The 17,179-nt window shown below is 57.0% G+C and carries 11 protein-coding genes; 3 read left to right on the top strand and 8 right to left on the bottom strand.

Features of this window, described 5'->3' with window-relative positions; all coding sequences use genetic code 11:
- The first annotated feature begins 220 nt into the window (after positions 1-220).
- On the top strand, positions 221-2,938 hold the full coding sequence (gene secA / locus WKI41_RS00260; RefSeq protein ID WP_340191536.1) for a preprotein translocase subunit SecA: 2,718 nt from the start codon (positions 221-223) through the stop codon (positions 2,936-2,938).
- A gap of 126 nt (positions 2,939-3,064) precedes the next feature.
- Here secA and WKI41_RS00255 read toward each other — a convergent pair whose 3' ends face one another.
- The 4 genes from WKI41_RS00255 to WKI41_RS00240 all read right to left on the bottom strand — a co-directional run bounded on the left by WKI41_RS00255 (position 3,065) and on the right by WKI41_RS00240 (position 8,495).
- Positions 3,065-4,882, bottom strand: coding sequence for an alpha/beta fold hydrolase (locus WKI41_RS00255; RefSeq protein WP_340191535.1), 1,818 nt, complete (start codon positions 4,880-4,882; stop codon positions 3,065-3,067).
- An 84-nt stretch (positions 4,883-4,966) separates the two neighbouring features.
- Entirely contained in the window at positions 4,967-6,235 is a 1,269-nt protein-coding gene (locus WKI41_RS00250; RefSeq protein ID WP_340191534.1) for a glycosyltransferase, read from the bottom strand.
- 71 nt (positions 6,236-6,306) lie between these two features.
- A complete protein-coding gene (locus tag WKI41_RS00245) occupies positions 6,307-7,386 on the bottom strand; it encodes a glycosyltransferase family 4 protein (RefSeq protein WP_340191533.1) in 1,080 nt (359 codons plus the stop codon).
- Positions 7,383-8,495: a glycosyltransferase gene (locus tag WKI41_RS00240; protein ID WP_340191532.1), complete on the bottom strand. Its 1,113-nt coding sequence runs from the start codon at positions 8,493-8,495 to the stop codon at positions 7,383-7,385. The genes WKI41_RS00245 and WKI41_RS00240 overlap by 4 nt, the downstream gene beginning before the upstream one ends.
- Before the next feature lie 268 nt (positions 8,496-8,763).
- Between WKI41_RS00240 and WKI41_RS00235 the strand changes: the two genes are divergently transcribed.
- Complete coding sequence (locus WKI41_RS00235; RefSeq protein ID WP_340191531.1) at positions 8,764-10,005, top strand: glycosyltransferase; 1,242 nt, start codon at positions 8,764-8,766, stop codon at positions 10,003-10,005.
- A 144-nt stretch (positions 10,006-10,149) separates the two neighbouring features.
- Entirely contained in the window at positions 10,150-11,451 is a 1,302-nt protein-coding gene (locus WKI41_RS00230) for an oligosaccharide repeat unit polymerase (protein ID WP_340191530.1), read from the top strand.
- Here the strand turns inward: WKI41_RS00230 and WKI41_RS00225 are convergent, their stop codons facing one another.
- The 4 genes from WKI41_RS00225 to WKI41_RS00210 form a co-directional block, all read right to left on the bottom strand.
- Positions 11,452-12,369 (bottom strand): ATP-grasp fold amidoligase family protein, encoded by a 918-nt coding sequence (locus WKI41_RS00225; protein ID WP_340191529.1) that lies wholly within the window; start codon positions 12,367-12,369, stop codon positions 11,452-11,454.
- A gap of 41 nt (positions 12,370-12,410) precedes the next feature.
- A complete protein-coding gene (locus WKI41_RS00220) occupies positions 12,411-13,685 on the bottom strand; it encodes a hypothetical protein (RefSeq protein WP_340191528.1) in 1,275 nt (424 codons plus the stop codon).
- Between the two features lie 33 nt (positions 13,686-13,718).
- The gene (locus WKI41_RS00215) at positions 13,719-15,860 is read right to left on the bottom strand and encodes a GumC family protein (protein ID WP_340191527.1); all 2,142 of its coding nucleotides are present in this window, start codon (positions 15,858-15,860) and stop codon (positions 13,719-13,721) included.
- 273 nt (positions 15,861-16,133) lie between these two features.
- Positions 16,134-17,177 carry a Gfo/Idh/MocA family protein gene (locus WKI41_RS00210; protein WP_340191526.1) on the bottom strand — a complete coding sequence of 348 codons (1,044 nt, stop codon included), beginning with the start codon at positions 17,175-17,177 and terminating at the stop codon, positions 16,134-16,136.
- Positions 17,178-17,179 lie beyond the last annotated feature (2 nt).

Genomic DNA, 17,179 nt, shown 5'->3' with positions numbered 1-17,179 from the left:
AGCCGGCTCCAGACGTGGTTTTCCGGCTGAAAAAACTTCCAAACACCGGAATGTGGCCATTCTGTAACGGGCAGAACCGTTGACATCATTTGCCCCCCCTCTTATCTGTCACGCAATCTCGCGTCCAGATGCGTTTCGGGGTGTCGTTCGTCATTTGTGCGTTATTGCCGATGACGCTTAAAGCGCCCGACGAAACGAAATTTCAGAAAGGGCCAGTTGGATGGTCAGTCTCGGCGGAATCGCCCGCAAATTGTTTGGCTCGTCAAACGATCGCCGCGTTCGTTCCTATCGCACCAATATTGCAGCCATCGGCGCGCTCGAAGAGCAAATGAAGGCGCTCTCCGATGAAGCGCTCGCCGCAAAGACGGTGGAATTCCGCCAGCAACTTGCCGAAGGCAAGACGCTCGACAGCCTGCTGATCCCGGCTTTCGCTGTCGCGCGTGAGGCGTCGCGCCGTGTCCTCGGCATGCGTCCCTTCGACGTTCAGCTGACCGGCGGTATGATCCTGCATCAGGGCGCGATCGCGGAAATGAAGACCGGCGAAGGTAAGACGCTGGTGGCGACGCTCGCAGTTTACCTCAATGCCCTGGCCGGCAAGGGCGTTCATGTGGTCACCGTCAACGACTACCTCGCCAAGCGCGATGCCAGCATCATGGGACGCCTCTACGGCTTCCTCGGCCTGACCACCGGCGTGATCGTACACGGTCTGGACGACGATGAGCGCCGCGCGGCCTACGCCTGCGACATTACATACGCGACGAATAACGAACTCGGCTTCGATTATCTTCGCGACAACATGAAGTACGACAAGGCGCAGATGGTCCAGCGCGGACACAACTACGCCATCGTCGATGAAGTCGACTCCATTCTCGTCGACGAAGCCCGCACTCCACTGATCATTTCCGGTCCGCTGGATGACCGTTCCGATCTCTACAACACGATCGACGCGTTCATCCCGATGCTGACGCCGGAAGATTACGAAATCGACGAGAAGCAGCGTTCGGCAAACTTCTCCGAACAGGGTACCGAGAAGCTCGAAAACCTGCTCCGCCAGGCTGGCCTTCTCAAAGGTGAATCGATGTATGATGTGGAGAACGTCGCAATCGTTCACCACATCAACAACGCGCTGAAAGCGCACAAGCTCTTCCAGCGCGACAAGGACTACATCGTCCGCAACGACGAGATCGTCATCATCGATGAATTTACCGGCCGCATGATGCCGGGCCGCCGTTACTCCGAAGGTCAGCACCAGGCGCTCGAAGCCAAGGAAAAGGTGCAGATTCAGCCGGAAAACCAGACGCTGTCGTCCGTCACCTTCCAGAACTATTTCCGCATGTATTCTAAGCTTGCCGGCATGACCGGTACGGCCTCGACGGAAGCGGAAGAATTCAACAACATCTACGGCCTCGACGTCGTAGAAGTCCCGACAAACCTGCCGATCCAGCGTATCGACGAGGATGACGAGGTCTACCGGACAGGCGAAGAGAAGTTCAAGGCGATCATCGAAGAGATCCGTGCAGCGCATGAGCGCAATCAGCCGGTTCTTGTGGGCACGACCTCGATCGAAAAGTCCGAACTGCTTGCTACCATGCTGCGCCAGACGGGCTTTGAGAACTTCCAGGTTCTGAACGCCCGCTACCACGAGCAGGAAGCCTATATCGTGTCGCAGGCAGGTGTGCCCGGCGCTGTGACCATCGCCACCAACATGGCGGGCCGCGGTACGGACATTCAGCTTGGCGGCAATGTCGATATGCGCCTCGAGCGCGAGCTGGAAGGCATGGAGCCGGGACCAGAGCGCGATGCCAAGGAACAGGCGATCCGCGAGGAGATCAAGGTTCTGAAAGAAAGGGCTCTTGCCGGCGGCGGGCTCTACGTCATTGCTACCGAGCGCCACGAAAGCCGCCGTATCGACAACCAGCTGCGTGGCCGTTCCGGCCGTCAGGGGGACCCGGGTCGTTCGAAGTTCTACCTGTCGCTCCAGGACGACCTGATGCGCATCTTTGGATCCGACCGTATGGATTCGATGCTGCAGAAGCTTGGCCTGAAGGAAGGCGAAGCGATCGTCCATCCGTGGATCAACAAGGCTCTCGAGCGCGCGCAGAAGAAGGTGGAAGCCCGCAACTTCGAGACGCGAAAGAACCTGCTGAAGTACGACGACGTTCTGAACGACCAGCGTAAAGTTATCTTCGAACAGCGCCTCGAGCTGATGGAAGCCGATAACATCGGCGAAACCGCAGCGGATATGCGCAACGAAGTGATTGAAGCTCTCGTCGGCAAGCACATCCCTGAAAATGCCTACGCGGAACAGTGGGATATTGAAGGCCTGAAGGCTGGCGTGCAGCGCTCTCTCAACCTCGACCTGCCACTTGATGAGTGGGCCAAGGAAGAGGGTATTGCCGAAGACGACATTCTTCAGCGGATCACCGAAGCTGCGGACAAAGTCATGACAGACAAGGCCGAGCGTTTCGGCCCTGAAGTCATGACCTATGTCGAACGCTCCGTCATTCTGCAGACGATCGACCACCTGTGGCGCGAGCACATCGTCAACCTCGATCACCTGCGTTCCGTCGTCGGCTTCCGCGGCTATGCACAGCGCGATCCGCTTCAGGAATACAAGGCGGAAGCCTTCGAACTCTTCCAAGCCTTGCTTGCGAACTTGCGTGAAGAGGTTACCGCCCAGCTGATGCGTGTCGAACTGATGCGCGATCCGCCACCGCCTGCCGAACTGCCGGAAATGACAGCGCATCATCTTGACCCGGTCACCGGTGAGGATGAGTTTGCCGCCGCATCTGCCGGCAACGGCGATGTCTATGTTCCGCCAGAGCAGCGCAATCCAAACGATCCGTCCACATGGGGCAAGGTGAGCCGCAACGAGGCCTGCCCTTGCGGATCGGGTAAGAAGTACAAGCACTGCCACGGCGTTTTCGAGCAGGCCTGATTTACTGATCGTTGAAAACAATGAGCGCGCCACCTGGACTCTATCAGGTGGCGCGCTTTTCTTTTCGGCCTTCATTCCCCCTCTGAGCCGACGCGCAGCTTTTAGCCGTTTCCGGTAGAGTGGCGCTCAAAGCGTCGGTTGAAGTTGAACGGCCAGGCTCTTCAACTCCCCGGTCCAAGCCCCGCGCGCCTCAGCAGTGGTCAGATTATGATCTGCCTTCGGGATGACTACGATCTTGGGACGTCCATATTGCCCCGTCAGCAAACGTCCCCCGCCGCAAAAATTTCGCTCAAGCATGCCGAAGCCCGCATCGCCCTCCGTGTAGATCAAAGTGACCTTGGTGTCGTTGGCGGCAAGTTTACCGAGGTCGCTCGATAGCGAACGGGCGCGCTCGGAGAAATACGGGTATTTCACCGAAAGCGGCGTGAGAAAGGAAAACGCCTTTCCCAAAAGCGCCTTGGAGAGATTGGAGAGGCCGCTCGCCACCCGCACTTCGCCGCGCATCACCCGCTTCCACAGAGCCCCGCTCATGAACTTGGTGCCGTATCCAGAAAGCGACTGACGGGTTGAGCGAAGAAACAGATTTACATCGACGTCGTCAGGAATATGGAGGTCGTAGATATTGACGGGAACGCAACCCTTGATGCGAGGGTCCTTTATAGCGCTCTTGAACGCGATCCAGGCGCCGCTGCAACGGCCAGTCACAAGCACAGGAAGATGGTTTTCCGCTTCAAGGAAATCGACAGCCGCGCTGACATCCGTCAACTGGCTAGCATGATAGAGGACCTGATCCGGCGCACCAGCGGAAGGAGGACTGTCAGCGACGTTGGCTCCGTCGAAGCGAAGCGATGCAATGCCCTGACGGGCAAGCTCTCGGCACATTTGCGCGGAGATGCGACCCCAGCCGGACATACGCTCGTAACCGGTCGGAGCGACGATAACCGTCGCGCCTTGTCGCGGACCAAGAGGTTCGCACATGATCCCATAGAGCCGCTGCTGATCGCCAAACCGAACGGGGCGCTCTTGAAACCCGTCTCCCGTCAATGGCTGTGAAGCAAGAAGTGCCAAAGACCTTTCATGCTGCAGCACGTCATTTTTTTCGCTCTGCTTTGCTGCGATGTCAGCAGCCCAACCCGCAAGTATCTCGATAGCTCTGGACGACGGTACCGAAAAAAGGACGTCCCGAACGAATGCATTGTAGTCTGGAAAGATCTTCGCGCTGAGTTCCACATCGAGACCCGCTAGATGACTTGCGAATTGCTCGTCGGCCGGACGGTTCTCCTGCTTCAAAAGAAGGATACTGGGCGCGGGCGCGCTTGTGGAAGAGGAGATGGTGATCGTGCGAAGGGCGGCAGCCAGAGCCTCTGGAAAGACTTGCTCACCCATGGCGGGGCCTGATGCCTGCGCTCTGTGCTGCAAGGCATCTGGATTGGCGACACGGCTGAAAGCCACGAATTCTCGAAGCCAATGACGCCCAGAAAGAGCGGGGGCAGCAAGCGCAAGCCCCACCACATTGTCCATGGTTTCCGCTGCTTTCCAGGCCAGCAGTGCGCCAAGGCCATGGCCGATAAGGATCAAGCGCCGAGCTTGCGATAATTCCTGAAGCTTCGCTGCCGCCGCTCGGATGCTGTCGATCCATAGATCAATTCCACGCTCGTAGTCGACGGGATCGAGCGCGTCGCCCGTGCCAGGATAGTCAAAGCGCATGCTGGATAGACCGCGCGTCGCCAGATCGCCAGCGAGCAGTCGCCAGAATTTACGCGCGCAAAGTTCTTCAAACCCCCAAGAACTCACGAACAGGACCGCGGTGTCGGAGGCCGTGTCATTAGGCGCTACGTCGGCCCGCTTATAAAGACCGATGGTATTTGCAAATGTAACCGGTTCATCGACAGATGTCTGCTGATGAGACAAAGACATACTACCCAAAGAAAAACCGGCACTCATGTTCAATTCCCCTGCGTCCATCCACGGAGCAAAAGCAAAATCGGACATTCGGCTAAAGAAACTCTAAAGAGACTACGGGTTTCTTCAGTAACTCTCTTGGAGAGCTTGCAGATGGAATTGTTCCGGTCTCTGAGCTTCCACAAGCAGAGCGTTCAATCTTTCGTAGTATTGCGATGCTTCTGCGGTACCTTTGAAGTTTCGAATCCCTGGAAACAGCCGATCGCGCTCCTCCCACCAATGTCCGTGACCAATCGACAGCGCCTTTTCCATTGTCTCGGCAAGTGCACCGGGAACACTGGCATCGTAGCACCAACCCGTCTTCATATCCTCCACAATCTCCGGCGTTCCGCCAAGATTGGTGGCGATGACAGGCACACCATAGACTGCAGCCTCGATCAGGATGAGGCTTTGCGGCTCACGCCAGCGAGAGGGTAGAACCACGGCGTCCGCTACTCCGTAGACTTTTTCAGATGACGTGAAGCCCATGAATGTCACGGGCGCACCCTCGGCAATAGACTTCAGATGACGAACGTAGTCTTCGCGGCCGCGCCCAGCAATAATGAGCTTGGCAAACTGGCGGTTCGGCATGTCGACAAAGGCGCGGATGAGATCTTCAATGCCCTTCTCTTCCGACAGAGCCCCAAGATAGCCGAAGGTGAATATCTCACTTCGGGCCTGATCGCGTCCAACGAATGGCGGGTGCAATGTCTCCTCGCGGATATTCTCGTTTCTCAGCACATGCCAATCCGCTTTGGTGAGAACGCCTGCCCGAAGATAGGTCTGCTTGAGAGCATCGCTAACGGCAATCGCGGTCATCCCCTCTCCGTCCGACTTCAGCCTTGAGGTCAGAACACGGCATTTCAGGCAGGGCGTGTCGCAATTTCCAGCAGCGCTGAACATGCTCGATTTTGGACAGAGCAGAGCATAGTCATGCAAATGGACGCAAAAAGGAATGTTCAGTTGTCGGCTAGCCTCGAAGAGAGCCGGCTGCATGCGGGCCGAATTATGCGCATAAACGAGGTCTACCTTTTCGCGCGCGAGTATCTCTTTGATCTCTTTTGCGGAAACGGCGCCCACTGACGCTTTGAGGTGCCAGCGCGCTTTCTCGATCCGCCCGACCAACGGCTTCTTGTGCCCAGGCAGATAGCTGTTGTGCCAATGCACCCGGACGACCCTGATGCCGTCTTCACCCGTGCTTTCGCCTGTTGGCGCCAACCGATCGCCCGACATTCCAAGCGAGAGAACAAAAACCTCGTGATGACGCGACAGTTCCTTTGCGCACATACGCGCCACGATCTCCGCACCACCTTCTTCCTGAGGCGCGAATGTCTGAGCTACGATACAAATCCGCATCGACTGGATTCACTTTCTTTCAACTGCCGCTATGACAGTTGACGATTACATTTGAGTATCTTCAATTTTACTTAAAGCTGTTCGACAATATCATGAAGACGGCCAGCGCTTCTGGCCCAAGAAAATGCTTGAGCGCGCTGGTGACCTCGCTCTATCATCATCGCACGCTGTTGTGGATTGTGCAAAACCTCGTTGATCGCGCGAACCATGTCCTCCGGTCGAAGAGGGTCGAAGAAAATAGCCGCGTCGCCACAGACCTCGCGTGTCGGCGCAATGTCCGATGCGAGGACAGGGCAGCCCAGCAACATTGCCTCCAGCGGCGGAATGCCAAATCCTTCGTAGAGGCTCGGAAAAAGAAGCGCCGTCGCTCCCGCATAAAGTCCGGCGATTTCCTCGTCAGACAGGCGGCCGGTAAAGACGACCCTGTCTGAGACAGAATTTGCGCCCGCTTCGGACGTCTCGTAGGATTGAAAGACGCTGGACGCGGCAGCGCCGGCGATAACAAATTTGGGCGCTGTCGAGCCCATCATCCTGATAGCGTCCATAGCACGTCGAAGGTTTTTGTTGGGTGTGCGCGAGCCGACGAACAACAGATAGGGTTCTCGATCCAGCCCAAGGCGCGCCAAGACTGTTTCATCCTTTGCGACAGTCGCCATGTGCTCGCAGCTGTTGGAGACAACAGCAACATCCTTCGTGTTGAAGGCGCTCTCAAGCTCTCGCTTTGAAAATTCCGACACCGTCGCAATTTTTCCACGGCGCGCTAGAAGACGACCCAACACGCCATGAACCCAACGATACTTGCGTGAAAAATTCTCAGGTGTGCGGAAGATCATCGCGTCATGAACCACGGTCACGGCGCGAGGGTGAAGGACCGGACCGCTATTGCCAAGGTTGACGAGCTTTCCGCTTCTGGCCGCCTGGTAAAGGCTCGTCTGCTCCCAGACATGCCCTGAGGACCGACCGGTAGCGCGCTGCGTTATGGCGCGTAGAGGCAGTCTTTCCGTAACGCCTTCCGGCGTTAGCAGCGCCCATTCCTCGGTGGTCGGATTTTCCGACAGTCGTTTGTCGAGAGCGATAACGATCTCACGGGCGAAGCGTTGAACCCCGCTCGTTGTTTGAGTGAGGAAGCGCCCATTGATAAAGGTGGTCATGCGAGGACACGCGCCTCGTGAGTTTCCTTACCCGTCACCTCGTCATAGACACCGATAAGCTCATCATTCATCCTGTCGCTTTGATAGCGCGACAGAAAGCGCATGTAGCCTGCAAGCCCCATCTCGCGCCAGCCGGCAACATCGCGCGCGACCATCGCTTGCGCCAGAATGTTGCTGTCGCCAGCGGGAACAAGGAAGCCCGTCTGCCCGTGGCGGACGATCGAGCGGAGACCACCAACGGCAGAGGCGATGACCGGCTTCTTGGCGCGCATCGCTTCCACTGCCACAAGGCCGAAACCTTCCCAACGGGACGGCATGACCACGACATCGCACGCGTTCATGTATCCGGCGATTTCCTCGGGCGATTTCCATCCCAGAAGCTCGACATTGGCCGGTACCGAGATAGGCTTGTTTTGCTCTTCCTTCGTCGTGACATGTGCGCCGATCACTTTGATGGCGACTTCGCCACCCAGAGACAGGGCGGCGTTCAGAAGAACATCGACGCCTTTTTGCCGGTCTAGACGCCCGACGAACAAAACTTTGAGACGCTGTTCGCTCCACTCGACTGGAACTGCGACAGGCCGATTGCTCGACAGGCCGTTTTCGACCACGACCATCCGGTCGGGGGAAATACCAGCTTCGATCCCCCTGTCATACTCATGTTGGGAGATCGCAACGATCTTCTGGCACAGAGGTGCAAGCAGCCGCTCACCCAGTCTCGCGACGGGACGCAGAGGACCAAGCGTCTCCATGTCGAAAGACCATCCATGCGGACAGTAGACGATGGGCGGGAAATTGCGGCTGAGGGCGGCGACAGAACGCACGACCAAGCCTGCAAAGGTAGAATGGGCGTGCACGATGTCCGGGCGAAATGACTTTACCTCCTCCCTGACAGAACGTGCCAGTGCCGACAGAGACTTGTAACGACCATTCCTTCTGAAGGTGGCGATGCAGGACAACGGAATGTTTTGAACGTGAGACAGATGGCGGTCGGGAACGATCACTCTCACATTCGCCGCACCGTATTTCGCAACCTGGTGAGGCACAACCTCACTGAGATATGTCGCAGGGCCACCTGGAAGCGTTTCAAAAACGTGCAGAACCCTCATCGTCTCTTCCCTTGGGCCACCCATTGACGTGGGTATACGCGGCGTTGTTGTTTTTGTTGCCCAGCGATTTAGTAAAACAGAATTCATGCGCTCGCCACCAATTTGCTCAAATGCGCCTCTCTCCCGACTTCGAAGAGAAGAGCGCTTGATTGATGCAACGACTTTAGACATGCTTTCTCAAGGAAGGTTTATTCAACATATTTAAAGAGTTATTTGCGATTTACGGACAATTGTAACAAACCACTCCCGATGAACGAGGGGAAGACGCGTGAAAATCTGCATCGTCTCGCAGACTTTTGCTCCCCAGGCAGAGGGAGGCGCTGAGATATCGGCACGCGCGGGAGCGACCGAGCTCGCCAAGAAGCATGATGTCACCGTGCTGGCACTCGGAAAGTCTGGCGACCCACTGGTGCCGCCGGGAGAAACGAGGCTTGCCAGCAATGTGCGCGTGGTTCGGCTTCCCTGGAAAAACAGCTATTTGCCCGGCCATCTCAAACCCTCAGTCAACTTTGCTCGTCGTGCCGCGTGGCATCTTCGCACCGCCTTCGGTGCGCTTTGCGTGGAAGGCCTGACCGAGTTTTTCAGGCGAGAGAATTTCAATCTCATCTATGCGCAGAACTCTTCCTACATGCAGCCTGCAATTTTTCATGCGGCCGAAGATGCAGGCATCCCGATCTGCCTGCATCTGCGCGACTACGCCCTGCTCTGTCCCAAGACCAGCATGTTCCGCCGGGAGGACAACTGTGCAACGCCTTGCTTCGACTGCAGCCTGATCAATCGTCGCTTAAGATTGCGCGGCAACGGCATGACGGTGATTGCGGTCAGCAACTTCGTGAAACAACGCTTCGTTGAAAATGGTGTACTGGCGGAAGCCGACTGGCATGTCATGCACAACAAGAACACGCCGCTGCAATCCTTCGATACCAGCATCATCGGACGCGCCAAACCAGCGGACCAGACGTTCACTTTCGGCTATCTCGGTGCTCTGGCTAAGGAAAAGGGTGTCCCGGACCTGATCGAGGCCTTCAAAGCCTCGGCCGCGGGCAGCAATGCGCGTCTGGTCATCGCCGGGCGTGGTCGTCCGGGCGAGGAAGACACCATCAAACGTCTCGGCTCTGAAGCCAATGTCGAGTTTCGCGGATATGTGACCCCGCAGGAAATCTATCGCATGGCCGACGCCGTCGTTGTGCCTTCGCAGTGGCATGAGCCGCAAAGCCGCATCCTTGTCGAAGCCGGCGTCTATGGTGTTCCCGTCATCAGCAGCAACAGGGGCGGAACACCTGAGATCGTCGAAGCAGAAAAAACCGGCTGGTGCTACGATCCCGAGAAGCCGGGAGCGCTCGCGAAGTTGCTGGAAAAGGCTGTGTCGATCGGCCCTGAGACATGGTGGCAGAAGCGCGATGAGCTTTTCCCAGGGATCGCGTCATTTGACGGGACGGCCGAGCAATCTGGCTATTATGAAAAGCTCGAGAGAATCTTGACTCAAGCCGCTATTGGCCAGACGGCATGAACCGTCCTCTCGCTGTTCGGGAAACATGGTCAACAATATCTTAAGAGATTTTGTGCATGGTTGGAAGCAACGAAACGTAGCCTGAACCGGACAGGTTCAGCTGGCCGATTTTTTTACAGCCGGGCACGTGAACAAGGCTTGGAAATGTCCAATCTCGCTTGGCTCATCCTTATCCTCGGCTGGTTGATATTCATCCTCTACTATGTCAGCTCTTTCTTGCGATGGGGTGTGCTGACACTCTCCTCTTATTTCTGGCTTCGCTACACTGTCCTGCCTGTCCTGATTATGCCGATCTTCGCGGGCTCGGAAAAAAACATGGAGGCGGTTGGTGGCGCAATCTTCGTCATCCGACAGCATATAGACCAGGCTTTTTTTCTCTCAGTGATCGGCGTCGTCTTTTTGATTGTCGGCATGGGGCTTGCCACGTTGAGTTCCGGTCGAAGCTATCTCTTCGACTTCATCGAGAGCGGCTATTCTTTCTGGCAGACGCGAACCGGTGCCTGGCTGTCCTTGTTCATCATCCTTCTGGCAACGGCCGGACTGTTCGCTCTCGGAGTAAGACCCTTCGAGGGACGTGAATTTGCGTTCGAGAATCCGTCGATCCGCCCCGTCATCAACCTCTACGCCGTCATTCTTCCGACCACCGCGATCAGCCTTTTGGTCTATGGCTTTGCCCGTGGCCGGCATTTCATTGCCATGGGACTGTTCTGCAGCGTGCTAGGTTTGATGATCGGTACGCGTGGCGCCAGTATCGAAGCGCTCTTTGCCTTCGTCATCTGCGTCATCATCGCTTACCGATACCGAAACCTAGTCGTTTTCGGGCTCTCAGCGGTCGCCTTCATTCTTGTCGCCGTTGGGCTTGGCATTTTGCGCTCTTCTTCCGAGGGACAGGCAGCACCGGATTTAATCGACAGCCTCACCGCACAGATTTTCTATGGCAACAACTTCTCGGACTTTCGCGACTACGCGTGGATCTTGAGCGGATTCAAAGGCCAGTTTTACCATGGCATGACCTATCTGGCCGGCTACACCGCGCTGATCCCTGCCTTCATCAGCGAGTTCCGAAACGACTACCGAACCGGCGTCATCACCACGACGCTAGCGGGGCTCGATCCGGAATTCCACGCGGGCCTGCGCCCGACCCTTTTCGGCGAGGCCTATCTCAATTTCGGCATTCCCGGTATTATTTTCGCGGCTACCTTGTTTGGCTTCTACTTTGGCAAGCTACACCTTTGGGTGCATACGGATTTGCCACGCAACGGTTTGGGGGTCAGGCGCGTAGCCTGCGGATATATCGCGTTCCTGTTCCTGTTCAACGCGGTCTTTACCCCAAGTTTCTATTACGTCTATGTCGTCTCTGCGTGGCTTTTGGGCGGCATCATCCTGTCGTGGCTTTTGACCGTTCCCGATCGCACGGAAGCTGACAACATCACGTCGACCGGCTGATCACACCTCAGTGGAGGTGCGAAAGCGCCCTTTGGGCTGATCGCGCCAGAAGGTGCCGAGCCAGGCATCCGTTGACGGGGGGCGGAAGGCACCAAATCCCGAGGTGGGGGAGAATGTCATCTCCCCAAAAACAGGTCCCGACGGCTTGTCGTAAAAGTCGATACGAACGAATTCGAACCCCTGCGCCAGAGTGCGCGCCGCGGCCAGAATGGCATCGAGATGCGGTGGGCGCGGCAACTCCTTGTCTTCCATCGGATAGTAATGGCCGAAGGGCAGCTTGTTCCAATGTTCGTCGTAAAAGCAGCGACGGTGATCGCTGAAGCGCGCCGTGTCGATCTGAATGCAGGGAATGTCGTCTTCGAAGCAGAAGAGCTTGTAATCGACCGGCGCTTCGCCATTTTCACCGATAAACGGCTCGATGAAGAGTTCCGGCTCGATATGGTTGTACCACTCTTCCGCAAGCCGCCAGGCGGTGCGGCCCTGAAGCCATTGATCGCATTTCTCCTTGGCGCCAACGAGATCTTCGGGTCCGTAGACGAAAATGTTGCGGTCCGACCCGTGATTGACCTTGATCACATAGGGAAATGGCAAGGGCGGGCAGTCATTGAGGTCCTTGCCACGCCAAAGCGTCGGCGTCACCCATTCCTCACCCAGCACCTTGGCAACATGCGCTTTGACCGCAATCTTGTCGCTCAAGACGATCAGGCGCGGATCGTCCGCAGGTTCGCGCCACGCGATCTTGCGTGCGACCAGATGCTCGTTCAGCGTCTTGGGATTGTCGATGTTGGGCCAAAGCCGGTGATAGCGGTAATACTGAAGTTGGGTCGCCTGCTTGATCGGCAGACTGTGTATCGCGGCGTGATAGAGCGCCTTTGCGAGCTTCCCCAAAACGGTATGTTGCGGTTGACCGACTGCCATCCCCATCCCCTTCTTGCCTGGCTTTTCAGGCGTCAATCACTTCAAATATCCCTTGAGGCCCGCCACAGCATGAAGGCCGAAACGCTGGCGGTTACCAAGGCTGCGACAAGTGCGGCGAGACCCGCCCCCATGAAGCCAAGCGTGCTGATGAGAAGAAAGCTCAGGCCGATCGAAATTATGACGCTCGAAAGATTGACGACTGCATAGTGGCCGTCTTTTCGAAGGCTGCTCATGCCAAAGCCCATGAGATCGGTGCAGGCGCGAACGGCAGCCGTCAGCAGCAGCAGTGCAAAAACGCCCTCATGCTCGATGAGCGCCGGCATATTCATGACGTCGACAACAATGCTTCCCGCAACGAAAATCGCAACGCCGAGGATCAAACCTGCGATGGCGGTCTTGGCGAATTGTTTGACCATCATCCGGCGCCACTCCGCTGCGGAGCCGTCATTATAGGCTTTGAACAATTTGGGGATGGCGATCTGGAGAACGGCAGTCGAGATCAGAGTTTGCAACGCATTGGCCAGTGACCAATAGAATGTGTAGACCCCGGTCAAAGACAGGGTCAACAACAGCGACACGATATAGCGGTCGGCATAGACCAGCCCGACATTGCAGATTTCGCTGATGTGAATCATCCATGAGCGGCGCATGCGGCTCTTGATCCAGTCATATCGCACGGGGGCCTTGGCGATGCGCGCAAGCGGCCAGTGGCGCAGAAAGTAAAACAGTCCGGCAAACATCCCGATATAGCCGAGCGACCAGCCGACGAACACCGTTTCGATATTGCGGAACGGTTGGGACACAAGGCCGAGTGCGATTACCGGAAGCACCCAGGATGTGGTTCGCAGGAAGAAAAGGATATTGGCGGCGCTCGCCATTTCCTTGGAGATCAATGGCATATGGATGTCGCAGGCGATCGTCTCCATCCAGACGATGATCAGGATCACCACATATAAAGGCTTGACCGGATAATCGAAGATGAACCCGGCAGCGACCGCGAGCAATGTCATCAGCGTCAGAGACGCAATCGTCACCGCAAGTCGCGTCTTCACATAGGCGCCGGTGACGCCATTCGACTTCCCATTCACATCGCGGGCGATGAAGTAGTTGAGACCCCATCCAAGGATCGCGGGTGCCGTTGTGACGACGCCAAGTGCCAAACCGTAAATGCCGGCGGCCTCCAGCCCCATGAACTTGACGATGTAAAAGGAAAGGGCGAAGCGTAAGACGAGCGTCGACCCGCGAAGGCCGGTGTTGAAGAGGATGCTGAGGCCTGCTGTTCCGAGGCCCTTGTTCCAGAATGGGATGCGCTTCACCACCAGATGCCTACTGCATGCCAAGAGCCGGCCTCAATAATGGAGACCAGAACGGTCTTGACGAACCACCCGTGCCTGCTGGAGTCCACTCTCTTCAAGAGCCACAAGCGATAGCACCGTGCTTCCGGCATCCTCCTCGTTCTGCATGAGAACAACCTCGTCGAGCATTTTCGTGATCGGTGCAGAGACTGGATGCGCGCTGGCCACCCCGCCATCGACAATGATAAGATCGAAAGCCTCGCTCTCCTCGCTCACCATCTTCCCGGAAAGATGATCCTGAAGGTCGGCATCCGCCGGCAGAAACTTAAGCAGGGACGAGTCCTCGAAATCGACGATCCCCCCACGCTCATTCTTGTTTGCAACCCCATTGTCTGTACCAGCGGAAGACTGATCCAAAAGCATGCGGGTCAATGCCGGATCGCGGCTGGCCCCATCCGCCAGGAGCACGCGTCTTCCCAGACGCGCGGCAGCGAAGGCCAGATTGAAAGCGGCATGCGAGGCGCGATTTTGCGGGCCGACGGATGCGATGAGCATCGAGTATCCTTGTGCGAGAGGAACAGACGCGCACAGTTCCTTTACAAGTCCGACATAGTCGTCTCTTTGATTGGCCAGAAGAGCGCGGCTACGCTTGGCCGGGATCATCCCTGAAACGGGATGTGTTGGCTCCGGGACGGGTTCAACCGCTGCAACAGGCGCAACAAGGGGAACCGGCGGTGACTGAACCGTCTGAACCTTTTCTACCGGCGGCGTAACTCCAGGCTTTTCAGCCTTCGCGCGTTTGAAGCGACTGAAAACCGAAGGTGCGCGAGCGACGACCTTCCGGCTTTTTCCCCCGAATTGGTCGCGCAGCACCAGAATACCGGCAGCGAGGATCATGCCGAAGATGCCGGCACCGGTGGTAATCAAAGTTCTTGGCGGGCCAGCCTTCTTCAACGGCGCCTCGGCAACGGAGATGATCCGCGAGTTCTCTGTCGGCGTTCCCTGCTGCTCGGAAAGCTGACGGGTCCGCAGCAGGAAGGATTCGTAGACGGCACGGTCGCTATCGAGCTTCCGTTGAAGCTCGCGCAGTTGCACCATCGTGCTTTCCTCGCCATTTTGATTGCGGGTCAACCGATCGAGATTTGTCTGAAGAAGGGTCAGCTGGTTTTTCAGCCGGTCAAGATTGCGCGACGCCGTCGTGGAAAAATTGCGAAGCTGGTCGTCGAGGATCGTCGCCAGTGACTGGGTTCTTGCTCTTGCCGCCTGAAGTGCTGGATGCTGCGCTCCGAGCGAAGTCGCAAGCACCGCCTGTTCTTCCTGGCTCTGCTGATAACGCGCCCTGAGCGAAATGATCGATGGGGTCAAGGAGGAGTCGGGTACCGATCGCAGATACTGACGATCGTTGCGCGCCTGCCTCAGTTCGGAGACCAGCGCTTCGTTCTCCGCAATCGTGCCGGAAAGACGCGCAATCTCGGCATTGGTGTCGGAGATCTGCTGCTCGATATCAGGACGCCCCGCAACATTGGCGAGGTTGTGCTTGGCCCTATAGTCCTGAACGGCACGATCGCCATCTTCCACAGCCTTGCGCAGTTGCTCCAACTGTGCGGACAGGCCGCCGCCTGTGCGCTTCAGCGTGTCTGCATTCATTTCTGAACGCAGTTCGAGATAGGTGTCGGCTATGGTGTTGGCGAGCTTTGCCGCTTGCTCCGGACTACTCGACCTGACCGTGACATTGACGATGAAGCTCTTGCCGACGATCGCAACCGACTCGGCCTTACGCAACCGGTCGACGGCAAGCTGGGTGCGGCTTTTGCTGTCGGTATATTCGGAATTGTAGGCACCAAACTCCGGATCGTTCTGCAGATTTTCCTTTTCGACAACTCGGGTCAAAAGCTCATTCGATGTCAGCAGATACTGCTGGTTCAGCACGTGCGAATCGACGGCGCGCGGCTGAGCCGTCAGATCGCTGTCCAGTATCCTGGAGCCTTCCGGATCAAGCAGGATCTGCGTCGTTGCCGAGTAGTAATTGGGAATAAGCAGCGATGCGCCGAAGGCAAGAGCGGCCAAGAGCAGTCCGCTCAAAACGATAATGAGGATGTTGCGCCACAGGAGAGCGAGAAGCCGCAGCAGGTTTTCCGGTCCATGCGTCGGTTCGCGATAGCTCGCCCCGTCCATCACACCCTGATTCATCGCCATCTCAGTTCCACCGGCCCAATAACGCAAAACACATAAAGCAGACGTGGAACCGGTGAGGACAATATCACACCATGACCCGCGCGATTGAGATGTCCGAGCTTTAACGAGCAACCGCCTCAGTATATCGGCACCCAAGCATAGACACTCTCTGGATCACCCTAGAACAACACCTGTTAACATACCGTTTTTCGGCATTCGCTGGATCGTAACGCAAGAAGGCCGGGGAGCTGCTACCTCCCCGGCCTTCTATGTTCAGTCTGGATTAATGTAGCCTCAGACGGCGATTTCGCGCCGCTCGCGATCGGTGATGATCGAGAGATCGAGCACCTTCTGCAGGTTGGCGGCGTGACGGAAATCTGGATCGGCAACACCGCCTTCCATTACGGCCTTTGCAAATTTCTCGTAGTTGGTTGGCTCCGGCTCAGGCTCAATATCCCGCCAGATGGCCTTTTCCACATCCTCACCAAGGCAACCGCGAAGCGTCGAGTAATCCGGCGTGTGGACGACCTCAAGCGCACCCTTGTCACCATGCAGGCGCAGGCGAAGCTCGTTGAGGTGGCCGGTTGCCCAGCGCGTGGCGTGGATGACGCCCATCGCACCATTGGCCAGTTCCGCCGTCATGGTGAAGCTGTCATTGGCATCGAGATCATAGACGTCGATCCGGTTGCCCTCATATTTGTCGAAGGTCTTCAGGCGCGTGAAGATGCGCTCAACATCGCTGCCCGCACCGTAGGACGCAAAGTCCAGAATGTGGATGCCGACATCGCCAAGGACGCCGTTCGAACCGTGCTTGGTCGACAAGCGCCAGAGCCATTTGCTCTCCGTCATCCAGTCGCCCCAGGCTTTCGACACCAGCCAGCTCTGGAGATAGGAAGCCTCAAGGTGGCGGAGTTTGCCGATGCGGCCTTGCATCACCATTTTGCGCGCTTCCTGAAGCGGTGCCACATTGCGATAGGTGAGGTTCACCATGGCGACTAAGCCCGCCTTCTCGGCGGCATCTGCCATTTCGGCAGCCTTGCCGTAGGTTTCGGCGAGCGGCTTTTCGCAGAAGACGTGCTTGCCCGCAGCCAGCAGCTTGAGACTGGTTGGGTGGTGGATGGCGTCAGGTGTGACGTTTGCCACCGCGTCGAATTCGCCCCAGGCAAGCGCGTCATCCAGCGAGGTGAAGGTCAGTGGAATGTTGTGACGTGCGGCAAAGGCGCGGACGATCACCTCGTCCACATCGACCGCTGCAACCGTTTCAACGCCAGAAATCTGGGAGAAATGGGTGGCGTGCGTGTTCGCCATGCCACCGGTACCGAGAATAAGAAGCTTCATGA

Origin of the sequence: Agrobacterium larrymoorei (genome assembly GCF_037722385.1) — a bacterium.
GTDB classification, from domain to species: domain Bacteria; phylum Pseudomonadota; class Alphaproteobacteria; order Rhizobiales; family Rhizobiaceae; genus Agrobacterium; species Agrobacterium larrymoorei_C.
This window is presented reverse-complemented; position numbering and strand designations above follow the sequence as displayed.

Excerpts from the sequence above, each read along its gene's own strand:
- WKI41_RS00250 (WP_340191534.1), bottom strand. The coding sequence starts at position 6,235 with ATGCGGATTTGTATCGTAGCTCAGACATTCGCGCCTCAGGAAGAAGGT.
- secA (WP_340191536.1), top strand. The coding sequence starts at position 221 with ATGGTCAGTCTCGGCGGAATCGCCCGCAAATTGTTTGGCTCGTCAAAC.
- WKI41_RS00240 (WP_340191532.1), bottom strand. The coding sequence starts at position 8,495 with ATGAGGGTTCTGCACGTTTTTGAAACGCTTCCAGGTGGCCCTGCGACA.
- WKI41_RS00245 (WP_340191533.1), bottom strand. The coding sequence starts at position 7,386 with ATGACCACCTTTATCAATGGGCGCTTCCTCACTCAAACAACGAGCGGG.
- WKI41_RS00215 (WP_340191527.1), bottom strand. The coding sequence starts at position 15,860 with ATGGCGATGAATCAGGGTGTGATGGACGGGGCGAGCTATCGCGAACCG.
- WKI41_RS00255 (WP_340191535.1), bottom strand. The coding sequence starts at position 4,882 with ATGAGTGCCGGTTTTTCTTTGGGTAGTATGTCTTTGTCTCATCAGCAG.
- WKI41_RS00210 (WP_340191526.1), bottom strand. The coding sequence starts at position 17,177 with ATGAAGCTTCTTATTCTCGGTACCGGTGGCATGGCGAACACGCACGCC.
- WKI41_RS00230 (WP_340191530.1), top strand. The coding sequence starts at position 10,150 with ATGTCCAATCTCGCTTGGCTCATCCTTATCCTCGGCTGGTTGATATTC.
- WKI41_RS00225 (WP_340191529.1), bottom strand. The coding sequence starts at position 12,369 with ATGGCAGTCGGTCAACCGCAACATACCGTTTTGGGGAAGCTCGCAAAG.